Origin of the sequence: Corynebacterium sp. 401_CJEI, assembly GCF_001076435.1 — a bacterium.
GTDB lineage: Bacteria > Actinomycetota > Actinomycetes > Mycobacteriales > Mycobacteriaceae > Corynebacterium > Corynebacterium jeikeium_D.
In genome coordinates this window covers 91,771-111,525 of record NZ_JVIP01000044.1, presented here as the reverse complement: position 1 = coordinate 111,525, position 19,755 = coordinate 91,771, and the positions used below count along the sequence as shown (strand labels likewise).

General features: G+C 57.5%; 15 protein-coding genes and 1 tRNA gene. 11 read left to right on the top strand and 5 right to left on the bottom strand.

Annotation, left to right across the window (positions count from 1 at the left end; genetic code table 11):
- Positions 1 to 46 precede the first annotated feature (46 nt).
- A complete protein-coding gene (gene putP, locus ADM64_RS10555) occupies positions 47 to 1,570 on the bottom strand; it encodes a sodium/proline symporter PutP (protein WP_053093008.1) in 1,524 nt (507 codons plus the stop codon).
- Between the two features lie 579 nt (positions 1,571 to 2,149).
- On the opposite strand from putP, the gene ADM64_RS10550 reads away from it, so the two are divergent.
- From ADM64_RS10550 to ADM64_RS10505, 10 genes are all read left to right on the top strand, one after another.
- Entirely contained in the window at positions 2,150 to 5,389 is a 3,240-nt protein-coding gene (locus ADM64_RS10550; RefSeq protein WP_049194119.1) for a DEAD/DEAH box helicase, read from the top strand.
- Positions 5,389 to 6,447 carry a hypothetical protein gene (locus ADM64_RS10545; RefSeq protein ID WP_049194118.1) on the top strand — a complete coding sequence of 353 codons (1,059 nt, stop codon included), beginning with the start codon at positions 5,389 to 5,391 and terminating at the stop codon, positions 6,445 to 6,447. The genes ADM64_RS10550 and ADM64_RS10545 overlap by 1 nt, the downstream gene beginning before the upstream one ends.
- Positions 6,448 to 6,449: 2 nt before the next feature.
- The gene (locus ADM64_RS10540; RefSeq protein WP_049190081.1) at positions 6,450 to 7,625 is read left to right on the top strand and encodes a metallophosphoesterase family protein; all 1,176 of its coding nucleotides are present in this window, start codon (positions 6,450 to 6,452) and stop codon (positions 7,623 to 7,625) included.
- A gap of 3 nt (positions 7,626 to 7,628) precedes the next feature.
- Positions 7,629 to 10,286, top strand: a complete 2,658-nt coding sequence (locus ADM64_RS10535) for an ATP-binding protein (protein WP_049194117.1) — start codon at positions 7,629 to 7,631, stop codon at positions 10,284 to 10,286.
- Between the two features lie 14 nt (positions 10,287 to 10,300).
- Complete coding sequence (locus tag ADM64_RS10530) at positions 10,301 to 10,792, top strand: MarR family winged helix-turn-helix transcriptional regulator (protein WP_049194116.1); 492 nt, start codon at positions 10,301 to 10,303, stop codon at positions 10,790 to 10,792.
- Between the two features lie 71 nt (positions 10,793 to 10,863).
- Positions 10,864 to 11,316 (top strand): MarR family winged helix-turn-helix transcriptional regulator, encoded by a 453-nt coding sequence (locus ADM64_RS10525; protein WP_016422437.1) that lies wholly within the window; start codon positions 10,864 to 10,866, stop codon positions 11,314 to 11,316.
- A 169-nt stretch (positions 11,317 to 11,485) separates the two neighbouring features.
- Positions 11,486 to 12,688, top strand: coding sequence for an ABC transporter substrate-binding protein (locus ADM64_RS10520; RefSeq protein WP_049194114.1), 1,203 nt, complete (start codon positions 11,486 to 11,488; stop codon positions 12,686 to 12,688).
- Positions 12,689 to 12,718: 30 nt separating this feature from the next.
- Positions 12,719 to 13,894, top strand: coding sequence for a FecCD family ABC transporter permease (locus ADM64_RS10515; protein ID WP_049194113.1), 1,176 nt, complete (start codon positions 12,719 to 12,721; stop codon positions 13,892 to 13,894).
- Positions 13,894 to 14,685: an ABC transporter ATP-binding protein gene (locus tag ADM64_RS10510; protein WP_049194111.1), complete on the top strand. Its 792-nt coding sequence runs from the start codon at positions 13,894 to 13,896 to the stop codon at positions 14,683 to 14,685. Before ADM64_RS10515 ends, ADM64_RS10510 begins: the two co-directional genes overlap by 1 nt.
- A 93-nt stretch (positions 14,686 to 14,778) precedes the next feature.
- A tRNA-Arg gene (locus ADM64_RS10505) sits at positions 14,779 to 14,851 on the top strand.
- A gap of 195 nt (positions 14,852 to 15,046) precedes the next feature.
- On the opposite strand, the gene ADM64_RS10500 is transcribed toward ADM64_RS10505, so the two are convergent.
- Entirely contained in the window at positions 15,047 to 16,069 is a 1,023-nt protein-coding gene (locus ADM64_RS10500; RefSeq protein WP_049194109.1) for a pirin family protein, read from the bottom strand.
- A gap of 117 nt (positions 16,070 to 16,186) precedes the next feature.
- Between ADM64_RS10500 and ADM64_RS10495 the strand changes: the two genes are divergently transcribed.
- Positions 16,187 to 16,591 carry a hypothetical protein gene (locus ADM64_RS10495; protein ID WP_016422442.1) on the top strand — a complete coding sequence of 135 codons (405 nt, stop codon included), beginning with the start codon at positions 16,187 to 16,189 and terminating at the stop codon, positions 16,589 to 16,591.
- A 16-nt stretch (positions 16,592 to 16,607) separates the two neighbouring features.
- On the opposite strand, the gene ADM64_RS10490 is transcribed toward ADM64_RS10495, so the two are convergent.
- From ADM64_RS10490 to ADM64_RS10480, 3 genes are read right to left on the bottom strand one after another with little or no spacing between them, the layout of a single operon-like run.
- Positions 16,608 to 17,339, bottom strand: a complete 732-nt coding sequence (locus ADM64_RS10490) for a LutC/YkgG family protein (protein WP_080985639.1) — start codon at positions 17,337 to 17,339, stop codon at positions 16,608 to 16,610.
- 2 nt (positions 17,340 to 17,341) lie between these two features.
- Complete coding sequence (locus ADM64_RS10485; RefSeq protein ID WP_049194108.1) at positions 17,342 to 18,940, bottom strand: LutB/LldF family L-lactate oxidation iron-sulfur protein; 1,599 nt, start codon at positions 18,938 to 18,940, stop codon at positions 17,342 to 17,344.
- Positions 18,940 to 19,728, bottom strand: a complete 789-nt coding sequence (locus ADM64_RS10480; protein ID WP_049194105.1) for a (Fe-S)-binding protein — start codon at positions 19,726 to 19,728, stop codon at positions 18,940 to 18,942. The genes ADM64_RS10485 and ADM64_RS10480 overlap by 1 nt, the downstream gene beginning before the upstream one ends.
- Between the last annotated feature and the right edge of the window lie 27 nt (positions 19,729 to 19,755).

Genomic DNA, 19,755 nt, shown 5'->3' with positions numbered 1-19,755 from the left:
GGGGCTAGCCTGCGGGGCTAGCGGAGGCCAAGCCTAGATCAAGGCGTTAGACCAGAGCCTGCTTTGCTGCGTGGTCGAACTCTTCCTTGATCTTCTCGTTCGGCTCCTTGGTAAGCAGCGTGACAATAATCATCACGACAGTTGCAGCGGCGAAGCCCGGGACGATCTCGTAGAGAGTGTCGCTGAGCGAGCTCATGCCCCATGCGAAGGAGACAACCGCACCGGTGATCATGCCGGCAGCAGCACCAGGGGTGTTCAGACGCGACCAGTAGAGGGCGGCCAGCAGCACCGGGCCGAATGCTGAGCCGAAGCCAGCCCATGCGAAGCCAACCAGATCCAGAATGGAGCTGTTCGGGTTAGCAGCGATGATTGCGGCGATGATGGCGATCAGCGCAACGGCGACGCGGGAGAGCGTCATGTAGGTCTTCGGACGCAGGGACTTGTTGACCGTTGCCTTAAACAGGTCCTCAATCAGCGCGGAGGAAGATACCAGCAGCTGCGAAGAAATGGTGGACATGATTGCTGCCAGCACTGCAGTCAGAATCAGGCCTGCAATCAGCGGGTGGAACAGGATGCGGGTCATGTCCAGGAAGATGGTTTCGTAGGAAGACGCATCAGTGACCGAAGCATCTGGGTTCGTAGCGAAGAAAACAGTTGCGGTCAGGGCCACGAGGACCGAGCCGAACATGCACAGTGCCTGCCAGCCAACGCCCCAGCGGCGACCCTCAGTTGCGTCCTTTGCACTGCGCAGAGCCATGAAGCGAACGATAATATGCGGCTGGCCAAAGTAGCCCAGACCCCAGCCGAGCAGACCGATAATCGTAATTAGCGGAATACCAGCGAACGGATCGAAGAAGGTCTCAACCGGCTGTCCCTCGCTGCCCGGGTACGGGTTGTTAGCAGCAAAGCTGAAGATGTCCGAGAAGGAGTTGCCGTTGTTAATCAGGTAGATGATGCCGACAGTCGGAACCGTCAGCAGCGCAATGAACATGATGATGCCCTGCACCGCGTCCGTGTAGGAGACAGCAAGGAAGCCGCCGAACAGGGTATATGCGACAGTGATCCCCGCAACCAGCAGCATGCCGACGAGGTAGCTGCCACCGAACGTCGACTCCCAGTAGCGGCCACCTGCGACCATGCCCGAGGAGACGTAGAAGGTGAAGAACAGCAGAATAATCAGGCCTGCGGAAACGCGCAGCACCTTCGACGTATCGTGCAGACGGTTCTCCAGGAACGACGGCACGGTAATCGAGTTACGAGCAATCTTGGTGTAGCTACGCAGGCGCGGTGCGGTGAACTTCCAGTTCAACCATGCGCCTGCGACCAGGCCGATTGCAATCCAGGTCTGATTCAGGCCTGAAAGATAAATCGCGCCGGGCAGACCCATCAGCAGCCAGCCGGACATGTCCGATGCGCCCGCTGACAGTGCTGCGACGAACGGATGCAGACCGCGACCGCCAATCATGTATTCGTCATACTCTGCGGTCTTTTTCCATCCGGTCCAACCGATGTAGACCATCAACAGCAGATAAATGACTAGTGCGATGATGAACCATGTTTGTTGGTCCACAGGGCAACTCCTCATTATTTATTAGGCGTACAGTCGGACTCACGCACTGCCCAGCACGCCGGAAACCGTTTCCTGGCGCATCACTCAATTTCAATTGAGTCCGTCCGCTTGACGACGTTCACAGCGTCGCAGCAACATCGAACCAGAAAGTGGCCGACAGAAACAGCGGAACCTGCGATTCGCAATGAAACACAACTTCAGCTTCCAGGCTGTCTACGTCAGTCAGCGGAGCCTACTGGCACATGCGAACCATGGCAGAACTATTGCACGAGTCACACATTTTTAATTCTTGTAGCTCATACGACGTTTGCATGTGATGCGCTGCATTGCAAGATAAGAAGCGTTGAAAAAGGCTTTAAAAATCGGTTAAGTGCGACAAATTACCTGGGAAAAGGGGTATTTGGGTGGAGGTGAAGTAATTTTTGCAAGATACATAATTCGAACACGCGTGCTAATTTTGTGGTGTGATGGAAAAGCTGCTCCGGGGTGCGTGGCAGAATCTTCATTGAAGAAATATCTGGTGGCGAAGTCGCCGGGTGATTAGACGGTGATGGCTGAGCAAGCAGTGGGGAGGAAGTAATGGGCCAAGTTGCTAAGTCAGCGGTGCCGTTGCTGCTGCACGCGGTCTGGAAGGATGATTCGGGTCTTCACCTATGGGTGGAGCGGCCAGAGGGGCACCGGATTATTGCGGACGTGGATTTGCTGGAAGTCCCGGCGCATCAGCGTCGGCTTTTTGCAGTCCTGGACCGGGGGAGTCGAGCGCAGCTGACGCTAAAACTGCGCACACCGAAGGGGCGGGCAGTAGAGAAAACGGTACCCACATGGGTGTTCCCGCCATGGGCTGCTGTGACAGCACTGGTGCAATTGCAGGAGGAAGTTTCCTCGGCGGCGATGGCGCCGGATCTTAGGTTCTTTGTAGATGTTGTACAGGGATTGGATGCTTTCGCACGCTCTGGGCGGGCATTGGTGGCGCTGACGTGGGAAGACAATGAGTGGTGGCCGACGTGGCGGATGTCGGAGGGGTTGAGTGAGATTGCCTGGCAGAGTCAGGTCATTTCCCGTACACCACCGGTGTTGATTGATAACGGAGGTGCCACGGTGGCTGAGGATTTCATCAATCGCATGTTTCATTGGGTCACCAACGCGCTCCTGGCCGATTTGGATGAACCGGCAGAACAGCGCCAGAGCTTCGTGCGGTCGTTGTTGCAGTCGGATTCCCTGGGGCGCGCGACACCGGGGGTGGCGCAGTCGCTGGCAAAGTGGAGGCTGTCGGCCGATGGTGAGGATGTTCGCCTCCAGCTAATGGTGCAGGAACCCGTTGGTTTTGAAGGCCAGCTGGAAGACTTGCCGGATGTGGATCTTCCGCAGCTGTTGGAGTTGCGGGATCGAGCGGATGACGAAGGCGGCTCAGTAACTCGCCTCAATCCTCGTTCAGCTGCGGTGGAACATGAGACTCTGTGGCCATTGCGGATGTACTACCGCATCGGTGTCGCAGCTCCGGAGCGCCTGAACCCAGAAATGTGTCGCCGGTCCGTGCTGTCGCTACTTCGCCCGCAGCTATTGGCTGCACAAGAGGCATTCCCGACGCTCAAATATGCGAAAGCAGCGGGCCACCCGGGCTTAGATCTGCTGCTGACCTCAGAGCAGCTGATAGAGCTTATGACTGATGGCATCTCGCAGCTGGCAAAGGTCGATATCGATGTGATGCTGCCGCCGAACTGGAAGTCGGTGGAGACCACCCTGCAGTTGCACACTGAAGTCGTCCAGTTAGATCCGACGGGGCCTGCTGGGCGCCGTTCGGAACCGAAACTCGGATTTGACCAACTGGTTGATTACGAGTGGAAGCTGGCCGTGGGGGATGCCGTACTGACGGAAGCGGAAATGCGTGAGCTCGCTGCATCGAGTACGGGGCTAGTGCATCTGCGCGACCACTGGGTGCACGCGAACCCAGAGGTAGCTAGGGAAGCCCTGAAGTTTTTGGTGGAGCAGACCAAGGCCGGGGAGGAAACCGGTAAGGGGCAAGCCACCCTGAAAGAGCTGGTCTTCGACGGTGGCGTGGAGTCGCAAGCTCCAGCAGCAGTGCCAGTCGCCCCCAGGGATCCCTCTTGGCTCAAGGCGTTAGTGTCGAAGTACTCAGACGGTTCCACGGCCCTCGCAGAGTCGGTCGAGGTGCCACCGAGTTTTGTCGGTGAGCTGCGGGAGTATCAACAGCGCGGTGTGGAGTGGCTGGCGGATATGTCCAACCGCGGCTTTGGTGTCATTCTCGCTGACGACATGGGGCTTGGTAAGACTGTGCAAATTCTGGCGCTGTTGGAGTATGAGCGCTGCCGTCGTCAAGCGGATGCGAAGGATCAAGAGCACAAGGCTTCGCTTCTGGTCGTTCCGACAGGTGTGCTGCGCAATTGGGCAGCAGAAGCGGCAAAGTTCACTCCAGAGCTCAAGGTTGGGCTACTGCATGGTTCACACCGCCCTCATGGTGAAGAACTACAGGAATTTATCGGGAAACACGATGTTGTTGTGACGACCTATGGTGTTGCTACCCGCGATGTGAACGAACTGTCCCAAGTGCAGTGGGATCATGTGATTGCTGACGAAGCGCAGGCAATTAAGAACCCCAACGCCCAGGTATCCAGAGCGCTGCGGAGCCTGGGCTCGCGACACAACATCGCCATGACTGGTACTCCGGTGGAAAACGACTTGGGCGAGCTGCGCACCATCATGGATTTCTGTAATCCAGGCATGCTGGGGTCGGCGAATGCATTTCGCAACAAGTTTGCGATTCCCATCGAGCGTGATGGGAATGCGGAAATGCTACTGCAATTGCAGTCGATTACAGCACCTTTTATCCTGCGCCGACTCAAGTCGGATCCAGCTATCGCGCCGGACCTGCCCAAGAAGAATGAGCAGGTGGAGATGGTTCCTCTCACGACGGAGCAGGCTTTCTTGTATCAGGAAGCTGTGAAGGACATCGAGGACAAGCTCAAGCGCTCGAAGCGGAACCGCTCTGGCAACTTCGGGCGAAAGAGCATCATCCTCGGCGGCATCATGAAGTTGAAGCAGATTTGCAATCACCCAGCGCACTACCAGCACGACGGCTCGGGGCTGCTTAATCATGGGCAGCATCGCTCGGGCAAGGTTGCACGGCTGGAAGAGCTCGTCGATGAGATTGTCCAAAACGGTGAACGCGCGCTTGTGTTCACGCAGTTCGTGGAGTTCGGCAAGATGCTCGTCCCTCATTTCAGCAAGCGCCTGGGCGTGGACATTCCGTTTATCCAAGGGGCAATGACTCCGGCGCAGCGCGAGAAAGTAGTGGCAGAGTTTAATGCCCCGGACGGCCCACCAATCATTTTGCTGTCGACTCTCGCGGCAGGTGTTGGCATCAACCTGGTTGCCGCCAACCACGTCATTCACATTGACAGGTGGTGGAATCCAGCAGTTGAAAACCAGGCCACGGACCGCTCTTACCGCATCGGTCAGCGTAAAGACGTACACGTGCACAAGCTGGTCAGTGTGGGAACGCTGGAAGAGCGTATCGACGAGCTGATTTTCGAGAAGGCAGAATTGGCGGATGCGGTTGTGCGCGCTGGTGAAACCAAGCTGACGGAGATGGACTTTCACCGTTTGCGGTCTCTGTGGCAATTGGACAAGGACAAGATTCAGTCACTGCGTGAATCGATGGACGCAGCGGAGTCAAAGTCCGGTGGGACGGTGACCGATGGGGTGAACTCGGAGGCCACGGCATCGGATTCCGCATCCTCGGATGACGATTCGATTCCCAACAATGTGACCCCGTTTAGAGTCCAGAAGAGGTGGTACTGATGGCCGGTGACGGAGACGTGACATGGGGCGACAATGTCATCTTTGCCGAGTTTGGCAAGGGCCCCTCTGGAAAGCGTGGTCGCAAAAGGACGACAGCGCGAAGCGCACCAGCAACCAGCTCGACGATTGAAAAGCTCCTGGCCACCCAGGACTGGGCCGGTGCATTTACCGGACAGCCGCGACGTGGAACCGCAGCGCGAGTGGCGGTCGAGCCACGTACTACTTTTGCCCGGTGGGTGTGGGAGTTCATCATCCGTGGCGCTGATTCGGGTCGTGTTCACAGAGGTGAGAAGTACAGGTTCGACGGCAATGTGCTGGGGCTTCGAATCGCGGATGGTTACATCATCGGTGAAGTGCAGGGCAGCCAGCCGGAACCATTTTCAGTCTTTATTCGGTTCCCACGGCGGGAGCAGAAACAAACTGACGACGTACTGCGGTGGTTGGTGAACAATCCGTCGGCCTTCACAGAGTTTGAGCACGGTGAATTGCCGTATGAGCAGATGGAAATGCTGTTGTGCGATGGTGAAGAGCACATTTACAGCGAATGCACCTGCCCGGACCCGGCACCTGTGTGTAAGCACACCGTTGCAGTTGCCGCTCAACTCGTTGCCGATATCGACCGCGATCCGCTGTCGCTACTGCAGCTGCGCGATTATCCGCAGCGCGAATTGCAACGCCGGCTTCAGGAACTAACACAGCTACGAAACCGGACTGCGCCGAAGCGCCTCGGGCTTGGCGGCGCGGTTCGGGAGGATCCCAATAAAACCGCCCAGAAGTCGGATGAAGCTGGTGGAAATGATGGCGGTGACAACGAGCAGAAAAAGGTTGCCGAGCTTTTCGCTGTCGAAGCCGATTACTGGGGCAATGACTTGGAACGAGTCAGCGTTCCTTCGCTCGAGGTTGTTGACCCACTAACAGTTACCGACCGCAGTTTGCTGCATGAAGCATTGCAGCCAACCTGCGTAATTTCGAGAGAGACCATTCGTGCAGTCGCCGATTTGGAAGATTGTTGGCAACAACTGCAGGAATCGCTGAGCCTGGGACAAAAGGAGCGCTAGTCATGAAATTCATTCACACCTCAGATTGGCAACTGGGAATGACTCGGTGGTTCCTAGAGCTCGACGGCGGTGAAGCCCAAGCTAGGTTCCACGAAAGTCGCCTCAACGCCATCGATCGCATCGGCGAGTTGGCGACCAGCGAAGGCGCTGAGTTCATTGTCGTCGCTGGCGACGTGTTCGATTCCAACACATTGCCGGACAAGGTGTTCTTGCGGGCTCTTGAGCGAATCGCCAAGCTACCCGTGCCGGTGTATCTCCTACCCGGCAACCATGATGCGCTTGATGCTTCTTCCATTTATCGACGTAGTGCTTTCGAATCTTTGGAAGACCGAGGAGTTTACGTAATTCGCGACAGTGCGCCCATTGCCATCCGTGACGGGGTGGAACTCATCGGCGTGCCAGTGCGCGGCAAGTATTCGGCAGACGACATCGTGGCGGAAATAGCCACGGAGCTTGAGCCCGCCGATGGAATCCGAGTGATGGTCGCACACGGCCAAGTAGAAGGCTTTGGTGCTGATGCAGGAGCCACCATTGATCTGACCAGCTTGGAACAAGCTATTGAGCGCGGGGCGTTGCACTATGTTGCGCTGGGGGATTCCCACTCCACGAGCCAACTCGATCATGCTGGCAGAGTTTATTTCTCCGGCGCACACGAAACCACAGCGTACGACGACAAAGAACGGGATTCCGGCAATGCACTCGTCGTCGACATTGTAGAGAGCGGCCCCGAAAAGGGCTCAGTTACCGTGGCCTCCCACCGAGTGGGGCAGTGGGCTTTTCATGCCATTGACATGGATATCACTGGCGCGGAAGACCTCGATGAGTTCTTTGCTGAACTGGACGGTATCGAGGCGAAGACAGACACAGCGGTGAAGTATTCATTGCGAGGAACCGTGACACTGTCGGAGTCGACTACCTTTGAAAATCGACTTGAGCAGTATCAACAGCTTTTCGCTGCACTTTATCGCCGAGAAAGTGGTTCCGATTTGACGGTGGTTCCGTCCGAGGGGGATATCTCTAATCTCAATCTCACCGGTTATCCGCTCATAGCTGCAGAAAAACTAACGGTCTTGAGCAAAGGGCGAACCGAGAGCGGCAGCCCGCTATCAGAATCTGAAACCACCGCAGCAGCCGATGCGCTTCGCTTGCTGGCGCGCCTGGCCGGAGAGAAGGAATAAATCATGCGTTTTCACGACATCGAATTACACAATGTACGTGCGATTGATTCACTCTCAATCACAGGGCTCGCCGAGCGTGGCGTGGTAGTGATTTCCGGTGAAAACGAGTCAGGTAAGACGACAATTGCCAAAGCTATTCACGTTGCGCTGACGACAAAATGGAAGTCCAGGTCAAGCGAAGCGCTTAGTCTGAACAGTCACTCCAGCCAGGAAAAGCCGCAGGTTAAGCTCCGGCTGGAGCTTGACGGCTACGAATTTACGCTGGACAAGGTCTTTGGTAGCACCAAGGACACCGGCACAATCGTCACCGTCCACTCTCCGACAGCCGAGGTTCTTAAAGATGACCAGGCGGAAGAGTGGCTGGCCGCCCGAATGCACAATGCGGACACCAAGAACCTGTGGCAGGTTTTCGTTGCTGAACAGGGACAAGCGCAAAAGACACTCTCCTTGGGCGGGTATGCGCAGGTCACAAGCGCACTGCAGTCGGCATCGGGGCAGCGCGCGGAAACCGCAGAAGAGGTAGGTCTGTTTGAAGCCGTTGAAGCTGAATACGGCAACTATTTCCAAAAAAATGGCAAAGAGCGCAAGCAGCTTACCGACGTAGACAAGGAGCTGGCGGAAGCCCAGCGGGTGCGCGACGAAGCGGCGAAAAAGGTCCGGGAATTCGAAGCGCTCAATGAGGAAGCTGCTCGTAATGAAGAAAGCCAACACACGCAGCGGGCATCGTTGCCAGAAGCCAAAAACGAAGTCGAGCATTGGGCGCAGGCGCTCGAAGAACTCGAAAAGTTCAGGGTTGCCGTGTCCCAGGCACAGGAGGTCTCTGCAGCGGCGAAGCAGCAGCTCGACTTAGCTAAACAGGCTCAGCAAGAGCGCGAAACCTTCATTCAGCAGGCACAAGATGCCAGGGATCAGCATTCCGTCGCAGAGAAGAAAGTTGCTGAACTTAAGGAAGCGTTCGATAAGGAGGTCGCAGCTTTAAAGAAGGCGCAGGAGGATCGCGATGCAGTTGTGACCGCGTACCGCGAAGCTCGAAAAGCAGAAGAGCTGGCTGCAGCTGAAGTCGCATTGGGGGAGAAGCGCGGCTTGGTTGAAGCCTTGTCGAAGCGAGTGAAGAAGCTCGATGCGCTCCGCGCGCAATTGGCAGAGCAAAAGGAGGTAATTGCTCGGAATTCCGTTACCGAGGAGGTAATGGAAAAACTGTTGACCTGCGAACGCGAAGTTGCAACAGCCACCGCTGTGCTGGAGGCGTCGAGCCCGAGTGTGCAGCTCTCGGCTAGTAGTGCGCAGGAGGTCACAGTCGACGGCGAGAAAGTGGGGCTAGCTCCGGAGGCTGAGACAGTTCAACGTGCGGTTACTAAGCCGTTGGCCATCGAAGTTGGCGACGTCACGGTTGCTATCCAGCCCGGAGACGGCTCAGATTCGCAGCAGCGCAAGCTAGAAAAAGCAGAGATATCGCTCAAGGAACAGCTTGAGGCGGCAGGCGCTGATTCCGTCGCGGAAGCACAAGAGGCACACACACGACGTCGTGAAGCGGAAAAAGCAAGATTCCAGGTGGAGACATCCATAACTGCGGTGTCCGACGGTGTGGAGTATCACCAGCTCACCGCAGAGCTGGACGATGCGAAGGAAGAAGCACGAGTACAGGGCGAGCGGTATCGGGCACTTGCGGGCGAGGATGCGCCGACGGAGATTGACTTGGTAGCGGCGAAGGCGCGGTTGGAAGAAGCTGCAGCGGGGCGTAGGGATGCCGAGTCGAAGCGTGACAATGCCGATATGCGCTTGTCGAAGCTGGAAAAGCGTCCTGCACACGCCAACTATACGAAGGCCAGCAGCGAGCTTGAAGGGGCTCGGTCCGTCCTGAAGGTCCGCGAAGATTCGCTCACGACGGCGCGAGAAAAAGCCTCGGATGCCGAGATCTTTGCTGCGGTGGAAAACCGAGGCAAGGACTATGAGGCGGCAGAAGAGCAGCTGGCTACGGCTCTGAAAGAGCTGGCGCAGCGGGATGCCGACGACGTGGAAGCATCGCTCGCGGGCGCTAAGCAGCGACGGGATGCAGTTGAGAATCGCCTGGCTGAGCTGGAAAAGCGCCGGCAAGAGATTCGGGTGCACTTGGACTATTTCGACAGCGCGAATGAGAAGCTGGCAGCTGCTGAGGGGGTAGTGGAGCGAACACAGCGAGATCGGGACTCGATGCGTCGCCGTGCAGCCGCCGCCAAGACTCTTATGAAGGTAATGACACAGGCACGTGCGGCATCGCGGAATGCGCTGGCTGACCCCTTGCTCCGCAAGCTCGAAGAGTACGGCGGCGGTGTGTTCGGTGCGGGAACCCAGTTCACGATGAATGAGGACTTGCAGATTGAGTCACGGTCTAATGCCGATGGCAAGTTCGATGTCGATGAACTATCTGGTGGAGCGCAAGAGCAGCTGGACATTCTGCTGCGCTTGGCCGTTGCCGGTGTCATGGAGGGCGGCCAAGGCGCTCCGGTGATTATTGATGATGCGTTAGGTTATTCAGACGAACACCGTTTGCGGCGGATGAATAATGCTCTTGCCAAAGCGGGGCGCGATATGCAGGTATTAGTCCTGACGTGCGATGAAGCTCGGTTTGATCGTGTGACAGGAGCGGAGTTTATGAAAATTCAGGATTTGGTTTCAAGATAGTAGGCTCTGTACATATGCAAGATGTTCCGTGGTTAAGTGATGAAGAGCAGCGGTTATGGCGCTCAATTCTGAACGCTAAACGGGCCGTTGACAGGTCAATCGACCTTCAGCTGCAAGATTCTCTCGATATTTCCACTGCAGATTTTTCGGTTCTGGTTGCTCTCTCCGAGGCTGAAGACAATGTTGTCCGCATGCGCACCCTGTGTGAGTCCCTGGAATGGGACCGCAGCCGAATGTCGCACCAAATTACTCGCATGGAGCGACGCGGACTAGTAACTAAGGAACGCTGCGCCTGCGATAACCGTGGTATCGATGTCACGCTTACTGAACACGGTCGAACCGTGATTGAGAAGGCGGCGCCGAACCATGTGAAGCTTGTACGTCATGTCGTGTTTGACGTGCTCGGTGAAAATATCGACTATCAGGGGATTTCCGCTGTGCTCGATAAGATTGCAGCGACCGCCAATGCTGCGGTCACCGATTCCGTCGACGGAAAAGCAGAGTAGTCAAAAGTTTTTCTGTGAGTGTTTTCTCATTTGTCTCCGCTTCGAGGCTCTCACCATTAGCCTAGAGCAGTATGAACTCATTTGAATGGCTGAGTGATGATGAACAGCTCTTTTGGCAGTCGATGGTAGCTGCTTTTCGCGAGGTAGAGCGCAATATTGAGCGGAGCCTACGCACTCGCACCGGGCTGACGTTCGCTGACTTTACCCTGCTCATCGCTTTGCATGAGGTGGAGGATGGGATTCTGCATGTTGACAAGATTTGTGATCGACTGAAGTGGAACCACCCCCGCGCGCTGCTGCATACCAACAGATTGGAAAAGCGCGGATTTATTCACACCGAAGATCACGGCGAAGACCCGGACTCGGATTATGTCGTCGTCCTAACAGGTGTTGGTCGACATGTGTTTGCCGAAGCGGCGCCGGACTACGTAGACACCGTTCGCGAGGAAGTTATTTCGCCACTTGCGAATGAAGACCGCGAAGTGATGCTGAGGTGCTTCCAGGCGGTTCTCGAAAGGAAATAAGACTTCCAAGTCCTGCTAGTAAAACAATCACTAGCAGGGCGCTTTTTTCTCTACGTTTCAAGTTGTAAAGTAAGGCGTGCCTAAAGCAAAGGGGTGAGTGCTCACTTCTCTTTGTGCACCCTAAGTACCAAAAACTACGCAGAAATAAACAAGGCAGAAACTGAAACGCATGAGAGTCAATATTTTCGCCAAGGCTAAAACCGCGCCAAAGACCAAAACTCTGGCCGCAATCGGGTGTGCAGCGCTGAGCTTCGTCGCTACAGCATGCGGTGCGGACGCAGAGTCGAACGAGGCTGCCGACAACAAAGGAGAACTCACTGTCACTGATGTCGCAGGTCGCACTGTGACCTTCGACAAGCAGCCAGAACGAGTCGTGCTCGGTGAAGGCCGCGCCATGTTTGTCACCGCGATGCTTGACCACGAAAACCCGGGTGACCACGTTGTCGCCATGGGCAGCGATTTGCATTCGGGCGCGCCGTCGTTTGAAACCAAGCTTTTCGAGACGAACCCCGAGCTGAAAGACATGCCGACCATCGGCAATATCGCCAAGGGCGATGTCACAGTTGAAAACCTCATCTCCCACGACCCAGACGTGGTCGTCATGACCCTTGACCACAAGAAGGCCGCGGAGCAGTCCGGTTTCCTCACCAAGCTCGATCAGGCAGGTCTGAAGTACGTATTCACCGACTTCCGGCAAAAGCCCCTGGAGAATACCGCCAAGTCCGTCGAGCTCCTCGGCCAGATCGTCGATGAGCAGGACAATGCCAAGAAGTTCACCGACTTCTACACAAAGCGCGTCAACGAGATCACCGAACGTGCCGCCAAGCTCGAAGACAAGCCAAAGACCTTCGTCTGGCGAGCAGCCGGCCTCAAGGATTGCTGCTCGACCGTCAACAAGTCCAACCTCGGTGACCTTGTCACAGCAGCCGGCGGTGAGAACCTCGGAGACAGCCTCCTCGACACCGAATCGGGCGACGTGACCGCAGAGAAGGTCCTGTCCGTCCAGCCGGAGAAGATCATCGCCACCGGTGGTTCTTGGGCGCTCGATCCGAAGAAGCCGGAAGTGCTGCCACACGTCGAACTCGGCTACACCGCCACCCCAGAGACCGCACAGCGCACTCTGGAAGGCCTGCTGAAGACTCCGGGTTTTGACACCCTGACCGCGCCGAAGAAGGGGGACCTGTACGCCGCCTTCCACCAGTTCTACGACTCGCCGTACAACGTCTTCGCCCTCGAGCAATTCGCCAAGTGGATTCACCCCGAAGAGTTCGCTGACCTCGACCCAGTCGCTGACTTCGCCAAGTTCCACAAGGACTACCTACCCTTCGAACTCAGCGGCACCTTCTTCGCCGCGCTGGAGCCGACCAAGTAACCCATCTTCCACCATCGAAGAAGGAATCCGATGACTTACACCAATCTGCACGCTCCCGCGTCAGGGCTTGACGACGAACCCCGCGAGCCCACCTCCACCAACGACAGTGGCGGTCAAGAGTCGCAGCCCGCCACCGAACAGCACGAGTGTCCGTCGTCAAGCACGACCTACGACTCTGCGCGACAGTACCGACGACGCTCCGCCCGGAAGATTGCCGTTATTGCGGTGCTGGTGGGGCTGGCCGTGTGCGCGTTTGTAGTAGCGACGATCGTGGGGCCGATGTCACTGAGTGTGGGGGATGTCGTGCGGGGTATCGTGAGCCCGAATGACGTTGATGAAACCACTCGTACGGTGCTGTGGAAGCTGCGCCTTCCTGCATCAGTGATGGCAGTGCTGATTGGTGCAGCGCTGTCGCTTGCCGGTGCACAGATGCAGACAATCCTCGACAACCCACTGGCGGAGCCGTTTACCCTCGGTATTTCGGCTGCAGCGGCGTTCGGTGGGGCGGCATCGATTGTGCTGGGCTGGGTGATTATTCCGCATGCGCAGTTCAACCTGGCGGCCGTGGCCTGGGTATCATCCGTCATCGCGGTGGCGATTGTGGCGGCGGCGTCGGTATGGCGCGGCTCGGGTAAGGAATCGATGATTCTGCTGGGTATTGGTCTGGTGTTTCTATTCCAAGCGCTGTTGGCGCTGTTGCAATACCGCGCGACTACCGAGGCGCTCCAGCAGATTGTGTTCTGGACGATGGGCTCGCTACAGCGCGCGAACTGGGTGGCCAACGGCATTATTGCGGCGGCGCTGCTGATCGCCATTCCGTTCACCATTCGCTATGCGTGGGCGCTGACGGTGTTGCGGCTTGGCGATGCCCGCGCAAAAGCCGTGGGCATCAATGTGGATAGGCTGCGCATTGCGACGCTGATTGTAGCCTCGCTGCTGGCGGCAACCGCAGTGGCCTTTGCCGGCATCATCGGCTTCATCGGACTGGTCGGTCCACACATTGCGCGCATGCTGGTCGGTGAAGAACAGCGCTTCTTTGCCCCGGCATCGATGGCGGCAGGCGCGGCGCTGCTGGCGGCAGCTCATGCGGTATCCATCACGGTGGTGCCGGGTGTGGCAGTGCCGATTGGCATCATTACCGCAATCGTCGGTGTCCCATTTTTTGTTGGCTTGGTTTTCCTGCGTAAGAGGACGGTGTGGAACTAATGGGCGTATTTCTCGATGTCAACGAAGTAGCTGCAGGCTATGGTAAGCGGAAGGTGCTGCGCGGGGCCTCAGTACGCACGCTGAAGCCCGGTACGGTGACGGGTTTGCTCGGGCCAAACGCTGCGGGTAAGTCCACACTGATGACCACTCTGGCGGGGATTCGAAAGCCCATGTCCGGGGAGATTGCACTGACCCGTGACAATGAGCGGGTCATCGGCTCCGAACTGCGCGATGTGGTGGGCTACGTGCCGCAGGATCTGCCGGCTAGCGCCTCGCTGACCGCATTCGAATCGGTACTGGTCTCTGGTCGGCGCGCCGGGCGTCTGCGCGTGCGCGGCTCCGAGATTGAGCACACGGCGGAGGTTCTCCGGAAGGTTGGTATTGAGCACCTTGCCGACCGCTTCGTCGGCGAGCTCTCCGGCGGTCAGCGTCAGCTCGTCGCCGTCGCGCAGATGTTTGTCCGCGATCCCGAGGTCATGCTTCTCGACGAACCCACCTCCGCCCTCGACCTGCGCCACCAGGTGGAACTCCTACAGCTCGTCCGCGCGGAGGTCGCCTCACGGAGCTCCTTGGCGCTCGTCGCAATCCACGATCTCAATCTCGCAGCCCGCTACTGCGATGAGCTTGTCATGCTTCACGACGGCCACGTGGTTGCCCAGGGGAGTCCGGCTGACGTTCTCACACCGGATCTTTTGGCCCGCGTCTATGGAATTCGAGCCCGCGTGCTTAATGATGGAGGCGTTCCTGTGGTGTGTCCTATTGAGGAAGACCAGGTTTCTGAGGCCGCATAGTGCGGATTTGGCTGGGATGCGGGGCATTTCGCTAATCGCCCCAGCCAAGTGGTAACATCTTTTCTCGTTGCACTTGTTGTGCTTGTGCCACACGCCCCCGTAGCTCAGTGGATAGAGCGCCGGTTTCCGGTACCGAAGGTCGGAGGTTCGACTCCTCTCGGGGGCACGTCTTATCCCTTAAGCGGTTAGGTTCGATTAGATTCGCCTGGTTGCTTGAGGGATTTTTGTTTCGGGTGTACCTGGCGGAAGCGGACCAATCCGAGTTACTGACTGCGTTTATGACAAAAATGACCCAAAAAATGGCCTGAAAGTGTCATAAACTCACACAGTTTCACATGTGCAGCCCGTCGGGGGATCCCGGTTAATTGACCGGGCGACGAACCGTACCGTCCGGATAGCGGGCAAAGCGCCCCTCTTCAAAGGGTGCAACCGGATCGTTGGAATCAAACCGCCATGCGCCGAACTCGCCACGCTGGTAGGCATCGAATGCCTCAACGAGCTCTTCGCGGCTATTCGCGACAAACGGGCCATGCTGATACACGGGAGCGCCAATTGGTCGGCCTTGGAGGATGAGCGCGAAGGCCCCCTCGTCACCTGCAGAAATGTCCAGTGCCTCGGTTGAGCGTAGCACTGCGCCCTCTTGCACCAGCGTTTCGCCCTCGATAGTGAGGCTGCCGCGTAGAGAGTAGAGAGTCCGAATTGTCTCGGCATAATTGGTTGGTGGCAACGTTAGCTGTGCGCCCGGCTGCAGGCGCAGCACCCACACGGCTACATCGGAATCTGGTGCAGCGGCCCAGGATTCCGGTGGCGGAGCAAGCGGCTGAGTATCGCCGAATGCGCCCGCGATGACCTTTACGTCGTAGCCGTGGCCATTGTCATCAGTGCCGGTGACATGCGGAGTGTCTTCTGCCCAGAACATCTGGAAGTGCGGCTTTGCCTCCTTGCCTTCGGGCGGCAGGTTCAGCCAAATCTGAAACATGTGGTGAGGATTGGGGCCGTCGTTATGCAGAAGCGGGAACATTTCAGCATGCGCAGTGCCTGCGCCGGTGGTCAGCCACTGCGTGTCGCCGTCGCCGTAACGAGCCTGTGCACCTTCGGAGTCGGTGTGGTCGACGTAACCTTCCTCGACAATCGAGATAGTTTCAAAGCCGCGGTGTGGGTGGGAGGGGAAGCCGGGGACGGTTGTGCCGTGGTACATGGACCAGCCGTCCTTGCCGGAAAAGTCCATGCCGATATTACGGCCGAGTAGAGAGGCATCGGGAGCCATAGTTTGGCCCTTGGCCTGTGGATATAGGTCATAGTGGTGGACGGCAAACAGGAATGGGTCCATACCTGGAAGCTGCGGATTATCGGCTACGGAGAATTTTTGAATGATTGCGCTCATGACAGGCTCCTTTGGCTAGGTTGTTTCATTTTCCATAACGCATTGTTGTCATGTCAATATTCCGAGGTTTGGTTGAAACCGCTGTGGAGCTTCGATTTGAGGTTTAGCCTGGAATCTATGACGGAAACCGAAGTTGCGCTGAAAAGACCCAAAAGCCCTAGTGCAGTATGGGGACAAGCAGTTATCTATGCTGCCATTTTCGGGTTCTTAATCGGAGTCATTGCATGGGCGGGATTGACAACTAAGTGGATTTTTCCCGGTGTGTTGCTACTAATCGCGGTTCAGTTCGTTTTTGATTACCGCAATAGGGAAGGGGTCTTTGACCCGGACTGGGAGGACAATGCCTTCAAATGGGATAAAAGGGCGCGACAAGGTTGGGCTGCAGTCCTTGCGCTGGTTATTGTGCTGGTAGTTGCATCAAATGTGCCGCGGCACCATGTTGGCGCTACCGCTGCGGTGACAATCGTGGCGGTAGCGGTGATGCTATTCGTGTCAGTCAAAAGGTACTGGCCAGGGCGATAACAGGGAGTATTCGCCCCTACCCAGCAATAATCACAATCAAGGTGCGCGGGCCGTGGACACCTTCGACGCGGGAAAGCTCGATATCCGAGGTCGCAGAAGGCCCGGAAATCATAGTGATTGGAGCCGTGGGGTCAACCTCTCGCAGGCGGGAAATGGCCTCCGGAATGCCAGAGACAATCGTTTCTGCTGGGACGACACAAATATGCTTATCCGGCACCAAGGTCAGGGCTCGGCGCCCGGAGGTAGCGGAGCCGTCCAGGAAAATGGTGCCGGTCTCCGCGCAGGTAACCGCAGAGCTGGTGACAATGGCATCGAGTTCGTCCAGTTCGCGGGCGTTGAAACCGGTATCGACGCGGATTTCGGTCGCCCCTTCAGCAGTCTCGCCAGAGCCAAGCCCCGCAACCCAGTCGCGGTCCAAGCCCTCGGGGATACCAATCAGCGAGGCCCCAACATCCGCAATTGCCTTCTTCACAGCCTCATTGATGTCGGTTGCCGAGCTGCCACAGCGGCGCACGTCGGCTTTGTAATCGGCGATGCGCTCGTCGGCAAGCGAAATGATCTCTTTGGCCGTCAGGTCGGAGGAGCGCTCGTAGTCGCGGGGGATGTCGAAATGCGCGCCGGGCTCGCCAGGGATGATGCCCACGTCAGAGGCCAAGTCACGGCCTTCGAAGGCGATTTTCTGAGCATTGCGGATACGCTCGAGGATTTCGCTCTTGGCAATGTTTGCGGATGCTGAGGAGTGGGACATCGCTAGGCCTCCTTGTTGGTCGCGTCAGGCTTGCCGGATGTGTCGGACGAGTCAGATTGATCAGAACTCGACAGCCCATTAATCTTCGTCGGAACCTGATTGGTCGATTCGCGGGTCAGCTGCGCCGAGAAATCCTTCGAACCCCACAGTGAGCGGAACGGCTTCTTCGGCGGAACCGGCGTATCTCGCACATCCGACCACCCGCTGAGGAAGAGCGGCAGGGCGTGAATCTCGCCGTCCTTCAAACCGAGTACGCGGGCGAGGGAGGCCATCTTTGCGCTCATGTTCCAGAGCTTCTGATTGCCCATGATGAACCCGAGCGTGGCAAACAGCTTGCCCTCCACCGGCGGGCGGTGCTCCGTGACCTTACGGTGACGCAGCTCCAGCAGTGCCGCAGGGATGTCAATTCGCACCGGGCAGACCTCAAAGCAAGCCCCGCACAGCGAGGACGCATAGGGCAGCGAAGCATTCGGATCATCGTAGGAATCCATCCCAGTGAGCTGCGGGGACAAAATCGCACCAATCGGGCCCGGGTAGACCGAACCGTAAGCGTGACCGCCCACGTGCTCATAAACAGGGCAGATATTCAGGCATGCCGAGCAGCGAATGCACTTCAGCGCTTCACGCCCAATCGGATCTGCAAGAGTGGCCGAGCGCCCATTGTCCAGCAAAACAATGTGGAAATTCTTCGGGCCGTCGCCGTCGGTCGTTCCCGTCCACAGAGAGGTGTAGGGATTCATACGCTCGCCTGTCGACGACCGTGGCAGTAGCTGCAAGAAGACTTCCAGATCCTGGAAGGTGGGAAGCAGCTTCTCAATACCCATCACCGAAATCAGTGTTTCCGGCAGTGTGAGGCACATACGGCCGTTGCCCTCTGACTCGACGACGGCTACCGTGCCGGTTTCGGCCACACCGAAGTTGGCGCCGGAAATCGCAACCTTGGCCTCCATAAACTGCTCGCGCAGGAACTTGCGGGATGCCTCGGCGAGATCGGCCGGATTGGCTTTCAGGTCCGGGGCGACTCCGGGGATTCCATTGAGGAAGATCTCGCGGATGTCTTCGCGATTGCGGTGGATAGCAGGAACCAGGATGTGGCTCGGCATGTCGTCGGCAAGCTGAACGATGAGTTCCGCCAAGTCGGTTTCGCGGGCGGTGATGCCGGCGTCGGCAAGCGCTTCGTTCAAGCCGATTTCCTGTGTGGCCATCGACTTAATCTTGACGACCTTTTCTTCGCCGGTCTCTTTCACCAAGTCCGTGATGATGCGGTTTGCCTCGGCGGCATCGCGCGCCCAGTGGACGTGACCACCGGCGTTCGTAACCGACTCTTCGAACTGCTCCAACAGCTCCGGCAGACGCGCCATAACATCGCGCTTGATGTGGCTGCCCGCGAGCCGCAGCTGCTCCCAGTCATTCTTCTCGGCTACGACATGCGCGCGCTTCTGACGAATCGAACGCGTGGCATGACCGACATTTTCGCGCATGCGAGTGTTCTTGAGCTCCTCGTGCGCTGCGGCCGTGAACCCGCGCGTACCGCGCAGATGCCCGACGTTGTGCGGCGCGCGGGGAGGAAGGGCTGGCATGCCGACGTTAATTGCGACCATTACTGTTCACCTCGCAGGGAAGCTTCTTGGCGGTTGTGCACATCAAACGGGGTCTCCTTGGTGGAGGCCAGAATCTCGGCCATATGGATGGCGTGCACGCCAGAGTCCTGGCGACGCAGCGCGCCACCGATATTGAGCAAGCAGGAAGCATCGCCAGCGGTGACGAACTCCGCTTCCGTAGTGCGGATATTGGCTGTCTTGTCGGCAACCATTGCAGCGGAAGTCTCCGCATTTTTCACCGCGAAGGTGCCGCCGAAACCGCAGCACTCCGCCGCGCCGGGCAGCTCGCGCAGATCGATTCCATCGACTGCGCTGAGCAGTCGCCACGGACGGTCACCCACCTTGAGCACCCGCAAGCTGTGGCAGGTGGAGTGGTAGGTCACTGAGTGGGGGAAGTAAGCACCGACGTCAGTCACACCAGCGACATCGGTGATGAACTCGGAGAGATCCAGCGTCTTGTTCGCGCAGGCCTGTGCCGCGTGGACTTGGGCACGGGTACCGTAGCGGCCCGCAATCATCGGATGCTGGTGGCGAACGGCGCCGGCGCAGGAACCGGACGGGGCGACAACGTAATCAATCGAGGAATCTGCAAAAGCATCAGCGTAGGTGTCCAGCTGAGGAAGGACTTCCTTCTGGTACCCGGTGTTGACGTGCATTTGGCCGCAGCAGGTTTGTTGTGGTGGAAAGACCACATCGCATCCTAGGCGCGTGAGAACTCTGGCGGTCGCACTCACTGCATCTGGAAACATCATGTCCCCGATGCAGGTCGCGAAAAGTGCTACTTTCACGGTCGCTCCAAAATGGGTTGAGGGGTA

Bases quoted from the DNA above. Each gene is read 5' to 3' on its own strand.
- ADM64_RS10515 (WP_049194113.1), top strand. From the start codon at position 12,719: ATGACTTACACCAATCTGCACGCTCCCGCGTCAGGGCTTGACGACGAA.
- ADM64_RS10500 (WP_049194109.1), bottom strand. From the start codon at position 16,069: ATGAGCGCAATCATTCAAAAATTCTCCGTAGCCGATAATCCGCAGCTT.
- ADM64_RS10520 (WP_049194114.1), top strand. From the start codon at position 11,486: ATGAGAGTCAATATTTTCGCCAAGGCTAAAACCGCGCCAAAGACCAAA.
- ADM64_RS10530 (WP_049194116.1), top strand. From the start codon at position 10,301: ATGCAAGATGTTCCGTGGTTAAGTGATGAAGAGCAGCGGTTATGGCGC.
- ADM64_RS10525 (WP_016422437.1), top strand. From the start codon at position 10,864: ATGAACTCATTTGAATGGCTGAGTGATGATGAACAGCTCTTTTGGCAG.
- ADM64_RS10495 (WP_016422442.1), top strand. From the start codon at position 16,187: ATGACGGAAACCGAAGTTGCGCTGAAAAGACCCAAAAGCCCTAGTGCA.
- ADM64_RS10490 (WP_080985639.1), bottom strand. From the start codon at position 17,339: ATGTCCCACTCCTCAGCATCCGCAAACATTGCCAAGAGCGAAATCCTC.
- ADM64_RS10485 (WP_049194108.1), bottom strand. From the start codon at position 18,940: ATGGTCGCAATTAACGTCGGCATGCCAGCCCTTCCTCCCCGCGCGCCG.
- ADM64_RS10550 (WP_049194119.1), top strand. From the start codon at position 2,150: ATGGGCCAAGTTGCTAAGTCAGCGGTGCCGTTGCTGCTGCACGCGGTC.
- ADM64_RS10540 (WP_049190081.1), top strand. From the start codon at position 6,450: ATGAAATTCATTCACACCTCAGATTGGCAACTGGGAATGACTCGGTGG.
- ADM64_RS10535 (WP_049194117.1), top strand. From the start codon at position 7,629: ATGCGTTTTCACGACATCGAATTACACAATGTACGTGCGATTGATTCA.
- ADM64_RS10545 (WP_049194118.1), top strand. From the start codon at position 5,389: ATGGCCGGTGACGGAGACGTGACATGGGGCGACAATGTCATCTTTGCC.
- ADM64_RS10510 (WP_049194111.1), top strand. From the start codon at position 13,894: ATGGGCGTATTTCTCGATGTCAACGAAGTAGCTGCAGGCTATGGTAAG.